The organism is Bacillus sp. 11B20, assembly GCF_056098985.1.
Genome location: NZ_JBLZWZ010000007.1, coordinates 742,887 through 756,619, shown reverse-complemented (window position 1 = coordinate 756,619; position 13,733 = coordinate 742,887). Strand labels below are relative to the sequence as shown.

Genomic DNA, 13,733 nt, shown 5'->3' with positions numbered 1-13,733 from the left:
GTTCATTCTGACGTAACAGAAGAGAGCAGGCGAAAGATGCCTAACTCTCTTCTGTTCGTCCTCATCATCCATTGAATGTTAAACTAATTTTAATGCTTTTAAGCTTTCTGCAATTTGAACTGAGTTCCATGCAGCACCTTTAAGCAGGTTATCAGATACAATCCACATATGGAACCCGTTTGGACGGTCCAAATCTTTCCGAATGCGGCCGACAAATACGTCGTTTTTCCCAACAGCATCTGCAGGCATTGGATAAATTTGCTGAGACGGATCATCTTGCAGCGTAATTCCTGGTGCATCTTTTAGAATTGATTTGAGGTCTTCCACTGTTGCATCATTTGATTCTAGTTCGACGTAGACAGATTCTGAATGTCCCGTTTCAATTGGAAGTCTCACGCATGTTGCCGCTACTTCGAGCTCTGGCATATGCATGATTTTTTTCGTTTCGTTGATCATTTTCATTTCTTCGAATGTATAGCCATTGTCTTGGAATTTATCAATTTGCGGAATCGCATTAAATGCAATTTGATAAGGCATAACTTCCGGTGTTACATCTTCTTTATTTAAAATGGCTTGTGATTGGCTGTATAGTTCGTCAATGGCTTCATGTCCCGCACCTGATACTGCTTGATACGTAGAGACAATGACTTTTTTCATTCCATACGCCTGACGAAGCGGTTCTAATGCCGCTACCATTTGAATCGTTGAACAGTTAGGGTTTGCAATGATCCCTTGATGATCATGCAAATCTTTTTCGTTTACCTCTGGTACGACAAGAGGGATGTTTTCGTCCATACGAAAAGCACTAGTGTTGTCTACAACAATCGCACCTCGTTTGACTGCTTCAGGAGCCAGCGCTTTAGAAACATTTCCTCCAGCACTGAATAATGCAATGTTTACTCCTTCAAAGCTTTCAGGTGTTGCTTCCTGAACCGTGTACTCTTGACCTCTGAATGTCACTTTTGTTCCAGCAGAACGTTTTGAGGATAGTAGAGTAAGTGTATCCATTTCAAAATCTCTGTCAGCTAGTGTTTTTAACATTTGTTGACCGACAGCTCCAGTCGCTCCAACTACAGCTACATGCAATCCTCTTCCCATCAGTAAAACTCCTTCCGACCCATCCATGATTCTTTTCTTTCGGATGGCCATCCTATGACTTTTTACATTTTATTTTACCATAGAAAAGCAAGGCTTGAAGCATCTTTTTTGAATCTTTCATGATTTTCTAGTGAATCTATTATTCGTTTGGTCCAATTAAAATCGGCTGAATTTGTCTATGCTGGAGTGCCTCTTCTACTGTTTGAGATAGCAGATCCATGTTTGCGACCATAGAGGTCGGTTTTTTGAATGGATCATCCTGGCCAAACGGAATAAAGAAAATATTCTTTGTCGACATCAGCCTCATCAGATTTGTACCATTTAAGCCTAACGCATCATTTGTTGAGATACCTAAAACGACAGGTCGATGATTTCGAATGGTCGCTTTAGCAGCCATTAAAACAGGACTGTCTGTCATAGCATTTGCAAATTTCGCCATCGAGTTTCCAGTTAAAGGCGCAATGACCATACAATCAAGCGGTAGCTTAGGTCCAAGCGGCTCTGCTTTCACGATTGAGTCAATCGCTTGAAATCCAGTCAGCTTCTCAATCCGCTCGATCCACTCAGCTCCCTCGCCAAATCTCGTATTCGTGCTCTGCACCGTGTACGACACTACTGGACGCACCTCTGCCCCTTCTTTTACAAGCGCTTCGATTTGCGGAAAAACGGCTTCATACGTACAGTGGGAGCCTGTTAAACCAAAGCCGATTCTTTTCCCTTTTAATGTTGTCATGATTCCATCCCCCTTTTTTCCTCCGCAAGTTCACATAAAAGCCCGGAAAGCACTTTTGCAATGATTTGTCCTGCTGTCTTTGGTGCAACAATCCCTGGGAGTCCTGGTGCAAGAAGTGCCTTCACTCCGTGCTTTTGTGCAAAGTCAAAGTCTGTTCCGCCTGGGCGGGAGGCGATATCCAAAATGAGTGTCTTTGGTGTCATACTGACGATGACAGATGAATCTAATACAAGACTTGGAATGGTATTGATGATAATATCAACATCCGTTACTTCCTCTTTTAACTGGTCCATTGAAAATGGATCAAGCCCCATTTCAAAGGCACGCGCTAAATGTGCTGTGTCTGCCGCCCCTACTTTTACGTCTGCCCCTAGTGCCCGAAATGTGCGGGCAATGGTGAGTCCTGTTCTTCCAAGTCCGAGAACAGCGACGTGAGACCCGTGAATCGTATAGTCCGTTTGCTGAATGGCCATCATGATAATTCCTTCAACTGTTGGAATAGAGTTATATATGGCAATATCATCTCGCTCAAACAGCTTCACAAGCTTCCGGTTCACCTGCTTTGCCAGATTGTCTAAGTACGTATTTGAAATACCTGAGTACAAGGTACAATGGGCAGGGGTTCTTTCTAAATATTTAGCTTCTAGCAAGACCTGCTCGTTTGAAAAAACTGTAGCAACAGCGCCTTCATCCGTTGCCCCTGATACTGGCAGGATCATACTGTCTACTTGTTCGAATGGAAGTTCAGACATTTTCAGCTTTTCAGCACCGATAAATCCATGATCCAGCTGATCAAATCCGACCAAAAACACTTTGGCATGCTGCTGTGACAACTTGCGAATAATTTCAAGCTGCCTTGCATCTCCCCCGATCACCGCAACCGTTAAACCGCTCAACATACTGACCGTTCACCTTCTTTATTTAAAAAAGTCTGTAATATTTTCTGAATCTCCCTTTCAGCATATGAGGAGAGGATTCAGCCTGTGAACGAATCAGAGAGAGAAAAGAAAAAGAGCACCCATGTGGGTGCTCTTAGATTGTTGACAAAGGGCTAAAAGGTTTTTCTTTTAGCCCTTTGTCTTCTATTCAGCGTGATAGAAAACCTTTGAAGTCTAGGAAGGGCGAGCACCGGAGCGGAGCGAATTTAGCATTCGTGAGCACCGGAGCGCAGACCTGACAAAGAATGCGAGGGTTTGTCTACACGCTGAGAGCACCCGTTTATGACGGGTGCTCTTTTTCTCCGTGCGGCTGAAGTTCTTCAGGCACATCGAGAATGATCATATCTGATCCTATTTTTTGAATGTGATTCCACGGGACGCGGATGTCATTTCCTTGTTTTCGAAAGCCAAACCACTTCACGGAAGGTATAATGAGTGCTGTAATTTGACCGTCCTGTTCATTGATTTCAAGGTCGGTTTGTCCAAGCACGCCAAGCCGCTCCGCTCTTTTAATATCGACGATCTCTTTTCCTGACAGTTCACTCAGCCTCAAAATCGCATCACTTCCCTTCCGTATCATATATGCGGCAGGCAAGAGGAATAGACCAGATCTCTTTAATGACTCGTTTGGAGAGAAAGCTGGGTCCCTTTCATATAGTGATCATGCCACAATTCCAAGTTGTAAAGCATCCAGACTTTTTGATCCGCTCCATTTTTGTTTTTCTGATTCGGATCATTTCGTAAAAATTGCTCTAGTGGTTTTCTTTGAAAGAGTTCTGTTGCAAAGCTTTGTTGGTCAAGAAGCTTCTCTTCGATTTCTTTCATTCTTTTGCTCATCCAATGATACACTGGAACCGGAAAACCCATTTTTCTTCTATATAATATACGCTTATCCACTGTTTGCTCCATTGTCTTTTTTAACATATATTTCGGAATGTCTTGTACTTCACTTGTTTTGAGACTCGACTGAAAAAATGCTTGCAGCCTGTTAGGCATTCCCTTATAAGGAAGCTTATACTTGAAGGGCATGTCATTGACAAATTGGATGATGCGATGGTCAAGAAATGGAACACGTGCTTCTAGTCCATGTGACATCGTCATCATATCCAGCCGGTCTAACAGATTGGGTAAATGAATCTGCTGAAATAAATAAAGCAGTTTATTTTCATACGACGCTCCCTCCATCTTTTGAAAACAATGAGCGATAAACTGGTTCATGTGTGAGTCAGGGGGATCAATTGAATCAGCGCGACGACTTAAAAGCTGCTCTTTTTCGCCAGCAGTAAACCACGCATACCTTCTTTTGTAATGATCCATCTCACCATCAAGATGGATCATTTGATGTACCTCGTGCTGAAAAGATGGTTCAAATAATACCTTTGAAAGGATGGAAGACATTTTTCGGTTTTTTTGAAGCCATAAAATTTTCCGCCAATCTGCTGGACTCCTAAAGACACGTCCATAACCTGCAAACAATTCATCCGCTCCTTCACCACATAGAACCACCGTCACGTGCTTTTTTGCTTCCCGTGACATATGGTAAAAAGCGACTTCATGAGGAATAGAAAGAGGATGATCCCTTCGCTTCACAACTTCAGGCAATAATTGAAAATACTCTTCTTCACTCATTCGATGTGAGTGAAGCTTGACATTGTATTGATCTGCCGCCAGCTTGGCATAGCTCTCTTCAGAAAAGCCTTCCTCTTCAAAGCTGGTCGAAAAACAATGAATATTCTCGTTTTTGTATTTGGACATCAAAGCGACAATCGAAGTCGAATCCACTCCCCCGCTCAAAAAAGCTCCCACAGGCACATCAGACATCATCTGTTTTTGCACACTATCTTGAATTAATTCAAACAATTCCTTTTGATAATAACGTTCTCCCCGATCGATCCCATCAGTTGGGAGCGGATATTGCCAGTAGATCTCTTTTGTTATGCCCGTTTCATCTATTTTCAAAATGACACCTGGAGGTAATTTTTGAATTCCTTTAAAGAAAGTCTGCTCGCCGATCGCATAACGGAAGGATAAATAACTAATGACAGCCTCCGGCTCAATCGCAGTTTGTATGTCTGGATGCTGAAAAAGAGCCTTCATTTCCGACCCGAAAATAAGCCCTCCCCGGCATTCTGAAACATACAGCGGTTTAATCCCAGACCGGTCTCTAAACAAATAAAGTGCTTTTTTCTTTTTATCCCATATCGCAGCTGCAAACATTCCGTTTAATTGCTCAACAAAGGAAATTCCGTATTCTTCATAGCCATGAACCAGTACTTCTGTATCTGTCTCTGTACGAAATAAGTGGCCTTTATTCCATAAGTCTTCTCTTAATTCTTTGAAATTATAAATCTCTCCATTTAGAATCACACATATAGAATCATCTTCATTTGTTATTGGCTGAGGCCCAGATTGAATATCGATAATGGAAAGCCGCGTATGAACCAAACCAACTGAGTCATCTTGATATATACCACTATCATCAGGTCCACGCACAGCAAGTGCGTTCTTCATCTCCAGTAAGATGTGAGGATCAAGTGGTGCTTGGTTAAAATGACAATAGCCTGCAATGCCGCACATAGACATGGCTCCCTTCCATTAATGATCTGACTGCTGAATCGTCATTGCGAAAATATGCATAAATGGATTATCTTGAAAGCGAATTTCATCAAAAACTACTTTTTGCGAAAAGGTGAGCGAATCAAGCCATAGGTTTGATGTCAAATGATGATTAATGCCGGATACTGTATGAATATAATCAAATGCATATGCCGCTCGATCATGAAAGGCAGGTTCACGTTCAATCACATCCGTTAATGAAAGCCGAGACTCACAGACAACGTTCCCATCTCGTAATAATGAAATCTCTTCGTAAAGATTGCCATTTGAAGAACAACCAACGACGTGAAGGGCTTCTGCTTCAAGTGGCGGAAAATGAAGAGACTGTCCCTCTAATTCAATATTGTCTCCTTGATCTTGATATATGAACTGAAAAGGAATTCCTTCTACAAAAGGTTCTTGCACGTTCATGATTAACTCAGCTGGCAAAGAAGCTCCGCCAATTGTTAATTGGCCTTTTTCATATTCATTTTGATATGTGATGCCTCTGTTATTGACATAATCATGAAGAGAGAGAGTTTGATAGGTCTTCATTTTGAATCACCTCTTTTAGTTCTGTGAGCAGGCTGGTCTCCACTTCTAATGTTTTTTGAAACCGATTTGCCGTTCTTTCTATCATCCTGCGAGGGTTTTTACTGAGGCCTACTCTAGCCGTAAAATTAGCGAGCACTGTCCAGCTTTGATAAGCATCTTCAAAAGCTTGAATAAGGGGATGTAAAAACTCATTTTCATACGAAGATAAGAATGTGACCATATGTTTTCTGGAGTTAGCCACATCCTTTAATCCTTCAAAGTAAACATTGTCTAATAAATTTCCATTTTCATTGTCTTTGATACTATCAATATAATCCCTTTGAATGACTGAAATAGCGCCTAGCCCTGTGACAGCTCCAGGCAAATCAAAATGCGGCGGTGCTCCTTCTAAGATGGCAGCATGCTCCTTTAATATCACCAGCACATCTGGTTCTTTCTGAAGTTCCACATGTTTGATCCACTTATAACGATTTTCAGTTCGAGGTGTATGTTCATATACAGAGCGGGCAGCTTTCAGCAAGTGGTCTTTACTCAATGTGCCATGATAGGAGTATGCATGGTCACTGACCACTGCATGATCATCATTCACCTCAAGTACTTCCAATGTGTGATACCCATGTTCTCTTTCGTAAAATGGACAGTACGGTAATTCAAATATATCTAAAGAAACAGAGACAGTCCCTCCGCTTGGATGCTGTTTAAACACACGGTTGATATAGAGGTCTAATTCCTCTTCCGTGTAAAAAATTTCTTCTAAATGAATGCCATTATGATGGAGAATATCCTCGCGAAAATGCTTAAAGGAACCGATCAAAACAAACCCTTTGTCTTGAGGTCTATAAACAAGGCCTGCCTGCCTCCAAACCCTATCAATTTCAATCCCTTTTCTAAGAAGCATGGCTGCAATCGTTAATTGAGAACAGTTTAAGTAATTGTTTCGGTAAATAGGTGCTGCAGTAGCCACATATGTCTCCTCCTTTTTCTTGCCATCATACCCAGCGATTTTTTAACGGGATAATGCCCAGCTCTTTTTTCGCAATCACTTCTTTTAATAAATCTTCAGAAGGCGGATGAAATTTTGACGCTTTCACATCTCGGCTTAAACGCTCAAGCAAAGAGCCTTGCTGTAACGAAGAAAAACCCTCTACCTGAGAAGCTAGCTGTACGATTTCTTCTGCTGATTGCGTCACAAAATGTTTTGTAATCAGCGTCTTCGTATACAAATCACTTGAGTAATGATTTTGTTTCTTTTCTTGATCTGCTTGCTGAGCGCAAGCCATAAGCTGAGAATGTGCAACATCTAATTTTATTTTCATATCTGCAATACGAAATTGCTGGCCTGGTAAAAAGGCTGTTTTTTTCTTGGAAATTCGATCATTTCTTTTATATATCACATCGAGGGCATGTTCATATGCTGCTTTTGCAATGCCATAATAAACAGCTGTAACAGCTAGACGAAACCAATAGATTAAATTTTCAGTATCTTCTATTGCGTAGCCTTCTCTCCCGATGAGCTGATGATCGGGTATAAATACTTGGTCAAAATGAATGTGATGACTCATCGATGCCCTCATGCCCGAATAATTCCACGATTCCTCAATCGCAGCACCTTCACTCGGTAATGTCATTAAGAGCGCCGTCATTCCATATTGAGATGTGCATGACGACGGCGCATACTGACAATAAATCGGTAAATATTTAATGCGCGGTGCACCAGTCACTGTAAATTTAGTTCCACTCACAAGATACCCGCCATCTGTTTTTTCTGCAGTAATGGTCGGAATTCCGTCCATTTGCTTACGCTGATAAATAAAAATCACATTCGGATCGCTAACAGAAGCGATTAGTTCTCCTGAATGCAGAATATCGTCAAAAACTACCGCCTGCTGCTCACTTGTAAGCACTTCAGAAAATGCGCCGAGCGAATAGTAATGCATCGCCATAATGAGTCCTGTCGACGCGCACCCTTTAGATATGTGTGACAAAAGAGTCACCGTTTCTTCAAATCCATACCCAAGACCCCCGTCTTGTTTCGGCATATTGGCGACATGTAATCCACAATCAATCAGCTCGTCTAGATTCTGATGCGGGAACTGAAATTCGTCATCAAGCTGACCCGCCCTTTCCGAAAATTGCAAAACAAGACGATCAATCGTTTCTTGACGAAGCTCCGTCAGTGTCATATTCATCCCTCCTTTGTCTAAAGAATAATCTATTTTGTTTCAATAAAAGGTCATCCGGAGTCCCTCTCTCTCGAATGACATAATCGTTTCCTTCAAACAAAAGCAGCTCTAGCGGAGAAGAATGACCTAAAAATAAGGTAGGGCTGTAGCAAAGTCCATATGCCCCAGATTTCTCAATACAAAGAAGATCACCTACATCGCCTTGCGGAAGCTCCACCTGCCGGCCAATTAAGTCTTCCGGAGTACAAAGTGGACCCACAATCGATTGTTTCACTACAGCCGAAGGTTTACTGGAATGTTTAATGAGCCGCATCGGATAATTATTGCGGAGCAGCCTGCCTCTAAACGTCATCGCTTGATGATGATGCATTCCTCCATCAGCAACTAAAAACGTCTGCTCTTTTGATTCTTTTACATATTGTATAGTGGTTAAATAAACACCACATTCCGCTAAAAGAAATCTCCCCATCTCAATAATAAACCTCGGAAATTCAAGCTCAGCTTCGTACGCTCGAATCAATTCCGCTACGTTTTGAAATAACCGTTCAGCATTTAGCGGTGTCTCATGCTGAAAATACGGAATGCCAAACCCGCCGCCTAAATCAACCATCTGGCAAGTTAGTCCATATTCATTCTTGATTCGAACAGCCGTGTTGAGTGTGTATTCAAACGATGATAAAAGCGATGTTTCATCAAGAACTTGAGTCCCCAAATACATATGAATCCCTTTAAATAAGAGCGAATGATCATACTTCTGAAATAGGTCAAATACGTCTTTTAGTTTGGATTCATCTACCCCAAATGGACTTGGAACTCCGCCCATTTTGATTTTTGCTCGTGACTCAATGGATTCAGGATTAATCCGAATGCCGACGAATGCTCGTTTGTTTTGATGCTTTGCAGACTCAGCGATATAGATGAGCTCTTCTTTCGATTCGGCAATAATACAATAGATCTCGTGCTGAATCGCAACATCGATCTCTTGCTTCTGCTTACCTGGTCCAGAAAAAATGATATGCTGCGGCGAATAACCTGCTTTAACAGCCATAAGGAGCTCTCCTGCAGAAGCCACTTCTATACCAGCGCCAAAAGACCGTAACAATGACGCAATCGAGACATTTCCATTGGACTTAAATGAAAAGAACACCTCAGCTGATTGATGGAGCCATCCTGTAATGTGATCATAGTGATCTTTCAATGCATCTCCATCGTATACATACATCGGCGTCCCATAACCATTCGCTTTCTCTAAGAGCGTAGAGTCATTTTTCGGCAAATTCTCTCCCCCTTTCTGCTGAAAATTCCATATCATCAAACTTTGTCAGCATATGAATCTGCTTATCCTTCTTCATATGGTAAAACAATATAAACAGGCGATAATGCCACATATCATCCGCTCTCGTTTTACCGAAAGTATAAATAAAAAACCCACCATCTTCTCCCGGATCGAGTGCTTCGGTCACCTCCGTTAACACATCTTCAAACGGCAGGTCGGCACTGCATGAGAATCTTTTAAAGCGGCTTTCAATATATTCGTAGGTTGAAAAAAAACGACAAATGATTGGGAGTAAATAAGTAACTTGCGTGAACCGGGCATTTATTTCAATGATCGGTATAAGCTGTTCATTTATATCAATGATCGAATCAACGCCAACCACACCTCGATACCCTTCTTCATATAGTAGATCTATGATTCGATGCATGCTTACTTCATATTCACGTTTTTTGTTCTGTTCATAAATAGGCGCAAAATCGGTCCCTAAGTAGATGCCGTCCTCATTGATTTTCTGTTCTGTAATTGAAAGTAAGTGTGATCCTTCCTCTTGAATGAGCAATTGGGCATTTAATGATCGCTTAATCGGATGCCATCCCTCTAAAAGGAGTTCTGTTTGGATTTTCCTTCTTTCAATAAAGGTCACAAGCTGCATGAATTCTCTCTCGTTTTTTAAAATACGAAGTCCCTTACCAGATGATCCATATGGTAATTTCAAAACCATTTTTGAGAAATCATCGGACCTTAATTTGTTATACGTCTGTTTTAACTCGTCAGCATTTTGACAAACAGCACCACACGTGACGGTAAACTGATGTTCTTCTGCCCATTTTCTAGTCGAAATCTTATGATTGAATCGTTTTACAAGTGTTGAATTTGAGCCATAAATCTTTCTTTTTTCAAGCGATGATGCTTGTTCAACCGATTCATCTAAAAGATAGGGTACAATGAGTCCCTTTAATTTTAAGGCATCTTCTTTTTGAACCATATGCGGAAGCTTGACACCTTGCTCCTCCAAATAGGCTAAAAAAGCAGGTTCTGGCTGGTGATGCATGATGACATGATGATCCTTAGAAGCAATCAAAAGCAGTTGTTGTTCTTGCTGAAGAACTAGTTCATTTTGAACATGGTCTGTCATAACAGGTAAAGCCTTTGTTTGATCCCAGCTTTGTTCTTGATTCATATTCCCAAACCATATGACGTCGTTTCTTCCCTTAAAATCAAATAGCGCTGCCGGATCTTTCATCACACTACTCCTTATGAACAGAATGCTTTTGTATTTCTAAAGACCGGTTAATGTGAAAAAATCGTTTGCGAATAGGCTGATTCCAGGTATGAACGACATCATTTGCATCCAGCACTTCAGATAAATAAGCAAGTGATTCAGGCTGAAGTGCATCCATGACAAGATCAGAAATCGTATGAGGAAAGACTTCATTCACATAATGCAAAGCAAAATAGACCATCTTTTCAAAGCCATACGCTTTCGTTCGACGGACAAACAACTCCACATCCAATAGGTCTTCTTTCATAAACATGCCATATATATCAAGCAACTTATAAAGCAGCAAGTCTTTCATTGACTCCACTTCATTTAAATAAATCGCCTCTTTGTAAAAATGAATACATAAGAAAATCAGCATATCCTCTTCTTTTAATGACCATACAAGATGCTCATCAACAGACGTTTGAATTCGTCTAGACAGCATTTCTTGGACAATTGAATCTGTCCGGTTTCCTGTCATGAGGTCAACTGAAAACTGAACATCAATTTTATGACAATCAATAAAGCGGCATTCTGGTGTAGGTTTCATATAGGTGTAGGTTTGATGTGAGTTCATGATGAGGTAAAGAATGTCTTTTCGTTTCGCAGGTGTGACTGTCTCCGTTTCATAGTTCCAAGAACCTTGAATATAGCCTAATTCTTTTAATACATGTCCGGTTTCTTGCAGCTGATCTTGTGAGATAAAGAGATCGTTGTCTCCAAATAAGCGAAGCCCTACATCGCCGTATGCCCACTGGCCAAGCACACTTCCTTTTACAATGGCATACTCAATTCCTTTTTGATCAAGTGCTTTGAATAACTGATCATTTAACGTAATATTGTCTCGTGCCGTTTCTAATTGCCCTTTATACATAATTTCTAATGACTTTAAAAAATAAGTTGCTTTAAAATCTTTTCTTAAATGAATGGCATAACGTTTAATATTTTTCCATGCAATACCGGCTGTCCGGTGAACATGCAGCATTCCGAGAATGACATTCCAGTCTTGCTGCTGATACAGAAGCTCCTGCATCTCTTTTATCTGGCTGTCTTCTAAAAAAGGATCAGATAAAATGAGGGCTGTGTGCTCTTCTTGAGTCAGATTACTTTGCAGCATAGTGACCCTCCTTTATATGAAGCATCTCATTTGGCCAATTCTTTCGATTTCGACCGTACGTTTGTAAAAAGACTTGCACCCATCGATCGATACCAAATGCAGCACAACCTGAATAAAGCGGCATACCATCTTCTCCCTTGATCTGGAACCTTTCACAAAGCATCTCTCCACAGTCGTTAAAAGAAGCGATCGAAACGTCTTTCTTTTCTGTCACAGCTACTAACTCATATTTGCTATTCGCCATTAATTGATAATTCGCTTTATCCATATCATCATAAAAGAAAAAGGGGTCATTTGCGGTCGTGACTTTTCCGCTAAGGCCAAGCTGATGAAAACATTGCCATGTGCGTTCAAGAAGTGTTTTTCTTGTTTCGTTGATGTATTCGTTATCACCGATAAAGACAATTTCACGCATACTAAATTCTAGTTTCCGAAGAGGATCGACTTTCCAAGAAATTTCATGTCTAAAACACTGCCCCGCTGCTGTCATCATTTGATTGTCTAGATAGGTCTTTCCTTCCCATTCCTCATAACAGTGATAACAAATACACGGCTGTAAAAAACGGCCTGCTTGCTGGAAGTGTTCAGGCAGAAAACCATGATGCTTTTCTCGAATGTCATCAATAATTTGGTAATCATGAGGTATTTCAAAAACAGAATAAATATTTTGCGGAAAATTCGTATGGTATTTACATTTTTCCATTAATTCTTTACTCATCGTAGAAGGGTATCTTCTTATTTTGGCTCCAAGTGAAGCTCCCATATTTAAGAATAATTGATCAAAATAATGTGAGAGTTCCATTTCAATTTCATCATAGAAGGTTCTCTTTTGATCATCCTCGCTTAGTTTCGAATGAACAGGCTCATTGGACAAATGAATATTTGATTTCATTTCCTTTTCACGAAACCTCCGCAGTTGAGCTACATTTGACGATAACTTTAAAAACGCAGCTGATATTGCCTCTGCATCTCCCGTTTGATCTACTGTTACTTCTATAACAGATTCCTCTTCAAGAAGATCAACGTGCAAAATGTGAGCAGATAGAAAAGAAACTCTTTCCACAAAATCCGGTATCATTGTATCTTCTAGTGCATCTGGTAAAGGCAGCTGAAGGGTTTTCAACTAAATACCTCCCTTTTCATTGATCACTTTTGGTGCTTCTAATGATTGTAAAACTTTATCAAGATATTCATAAATAGACTCCCCCAGATGTACATCGCATAACTCAATCGCCGATGGATGGCTATCTTGAACTGCAAGCCCCCACCTCGCCTTCTTCAGCAGCAGTCTGTCATTGTAACCATTGCCAAAAGCAATCACACGATGTAAATCACTTTCTCCAAAACAATCTAATAAATGACGTTCAAGCATATCTGCCTTACAAATTCCTTTCGGGGAAATCACTTGTGCATTTAAAAACTGTGCATCCGCAACATCACAATGACAATCTCTTAATAGATGAGCGATATCTATTTTTTGTTTCGGTAAAATAAATAGCTTTGTCACACGGTCAAATCTGAATTCTTTCTGATGACCAACCTCTATTTTTTCTCGTGGAAATGTGTAAAGCATGCAATATTTCAACTTAGCGCTTTTACTGGATGCCACATGCTTCCCGTGTGATTCCATGACAAATTCAGCTTGACCATCAAGTGATGAGATGACCTGCCGGCATTTAGCAGCATCTAGATATTGTATAACGTCAAATGTTTTCTTTTGATGGTGGCAAATCACATTTCCATCATTCAACAACACATCATGATGAAATAAATCGAGTAAAGATGGATCTAAGTTCAGAGAGAAGAAAGAATCATACGTTCTGCCTGTGACAATCATTGAAATAATGCCTCTTTGGCGCAGCATGTTCACTGCGCCATGGACATCACCAATAAGCCTGCCTCTGTCATCAATTAATGTTCCATCCAAGTCAAAAGCGGCAAATTTTATCTCGCAAAGATTTAGTTCTGCTTCCACTG

At 40.7% G+C, this 13,733-nt stretch carries 13 protein-coding genes; all 13 read right to left on the bottom strand.

Translation table 11 applies throughout. The features are described from left to right. Nucleotides 1-78: 78 nt before the first annotated feature. Nucleotides 79-1,098 (bottom strand): aspartate-semialdehyde dehydrogenase, encoded by a 1,020-nt coding sequence (gene asd / locus ACN6NB_RS08100; RefSeq protein WP_024427010.1) that lies wholly within the window; start codon nt 1,096-1,098, stop codon nt 79-81. Between the two features lie 139 nt (nt 1,099-1,237). Further along, on the bottom strand, nt 1,238-1,831 hold the full coding sequence (gene dpaB / locus ACN6NB_RS08095) for a dipicolinate synthase subunit B (protein WP_039178677.1): 594 nt from the start codon (nt 1,829-1,831) through the stop codon (nt 1,238-1,240). Next, nucleotides 1,828-2,730, bottom strand: coding sequence for a dipicolinic acid synthetase subunit A (dpaA, locus tag ACN6NB_RS08090; RefSeq protein WP_047202196.1), 903 nt, complete (start codon nt 2,728-2,730; stop codon nt 1,828-1,830). The genes dpaB and dpaA overlap by 4 nt, the downstream gene beginning before the upstream one ends. Before the next feature lie 319 nt (nt 2,731-3,049). After that, nucleotides 3,050-3,322: a YlmC/YmxH family sporulation protein gene (locus ACN6NB_RS08085; protein WP_008344726.1), complete on the bottom strand. Its 273-nt coding sequence runs from the start codon at nt 3,320-3,322 to the stop codon at nt 3,050-3,052. Nucleotides 3,323-3,384: 62 nt separating this feature from the next. Continuing rightward, entirely contained in the window at nt 3,385-5,352 is a 1,968-nt protein-coding gene (asnB, locus tag ACN6NB_RS08080; protein WP_144491234.1) for an asparagine synthase (glutamine-hydrolyzing), read from the bottom strand. Between the two features lie 12 nt (nt 5,353-5,364). Continuing rightward, nucleotides 5,365-5,919: a hypothetical protein gene (locus ACN6NB_RS08075; RefSeq protein WP_064498472.1), complete on the bottom strand. Its 555-nt coding sequence runs from the start codon at nt 5,917-5,919 to the stop codon at nt 5,365-5,367. Next, entirely contained in the window at nt 5,888-6,883 is a 996-nt protein-coding gene (locus ACN6NB_RS08070) for a hypothetical protein (protein ID WP_144491232.1), read from the bottom strand. Before ACN6NB_RS08070 ends, ACN6NB_RS08075 begins: the two co-directional genes overlap by 32 nt. Before the next feature lie 25 nt (nt 6,884-6,908). Beyond that, nucleotides 6,909-8,102, bottom strand: a complete 1,194-nt coding sequence (locus tag ACN6NB_RS08065) for an acyl-CoA dehydrogenase family protein (protein ID WP_186315126.1) — start codon at nt 8,100-8,102, stop codon at nt 6,909-6,911. Beyond that, nucleotides 8,068-9,378, bottom strand: coding sequence for a type III PLP-dependent enzyme domain-containing protein (locus tag ACN6NB_RS08060; protein ID WP_186319785.1), 1,311 nt, complete (start codon nt 9,376-9,378; stop codon nt 8,068-8,070). Before ACN6NB_RS08060 ends, ACN6NB_RS08065 begins: the two co-directional genes overlap by 35 nt. Further along, complete coding sequence (locus ACN6NB_RS08055; RefSeq protein WP_144491228.1) at nt 9,365-10,621, bottom strand: ATP-grasp domain-containing protein; 1,257 nt, start codon at nt 10,619-10,621, stop codon at nt 9,365-9,367. The genes ACN6NB_RS08060 and ACN6NB_RS08055 overlap by 14 nt, the downstream gene beginning before the upstream one ends. 4 nt (nt 10,622-10,625) lie before the next feature. Continuing rightward, nucleotides 10,626-11,756 (bottom strand): nucleotidyltransferase family protein, encoded by a 1,131-nt coding sequence (locus ACN6NB_RS08050; protein WP_126681835.1) that lies wholly within the window; start codon nt 11,754-11,756, stop codon nt 10,626-10,628. Further along, the gene (locus ACN6NB_RS08045) at nt 11,743-12,879 is read right to left on the bottom strand and encodes an aminoacyl--tRNA ligase-related protein (RefSeq protein ID WP_064498467.1); all 1,137 of its coding nucleotides are present in this window, start codon (nt 12,877-12,879) and stop codon (nt 11,743-11,745) included. The genes ACN6NB_RS08050 and ACN6NB_RS08045 overlap by 14 nt, the downstream gene beginning before the upstream one ends. Next, a complete protein-coding gene (locus ACN6NB_RS08040) occupies nt 12,880-13,731 on the bottom strand; it encodes an HAD family hydrolase (protein WP_474253309.1) in 852 nt (283 codons plus the stop codon). Nucleotides 13,732-13,733: the final 2 nt, after the last annotated feature.

Bases quoted from the DNA above. Each gene is read 5' to 3' on its own strand.
- asd (WP_024427010.1), bottom strand. From the start codon at position 1,098: ATGGGAAGAGGATTGCATGTAGCTGTAGTTGGAGCGACTGGAGCTGTC.
- dpaB (WP_039178677.1), bottom strand. From the start codon at position 1,831: ATGACAACATTAAAAGGGAAAAGAATCGGCTTTGGTTTAACAGGCTCC.
- dpaA (WP_047202196.1), bottom strand. From the start codon at position 2,730: ATGTTGAGCGGTTTAACGGTTGCGGTGATCGGGGGAGATGCAAGGCAG.
- asnB (WP_144491234.1), bottom strand. From the start codon at position 5,352: ATGTCTATGTGCGGCATTGCAGGCTATTGTCATTTTAACCAAGCACCA.
- ACN6NB_RS08075 (WP_064498472.1), bottom strand. From the start codon at position 5,919: ATGAAGACCTATCAAACTCTCTCTCTTCATGATTATGTCAATAACAGA.
- ACN6NB_RS08065 (WP_186315126.1), bottom strand. From the start codon at position 8,102: ATGACACTGACGGAGCTTCGTCAAGAAACGATTGATCGTCTTGTTTTG.
- ACN6NB_RS08055 (WP_144491228.1), bottom strand. From the start codon at position 10,621: ATGAAAGATCCGGCAGCGCTATTTGATTTTAAGGGAAGAAACGACGTC.
- ACN6NB_RS08050 (WP_126681835.1), bottom strand. From the start codon at position 11,756: ATGCTGCAAAGTAATCTGACTCAAGAAGAGCACACAGCCCTCATTTTA.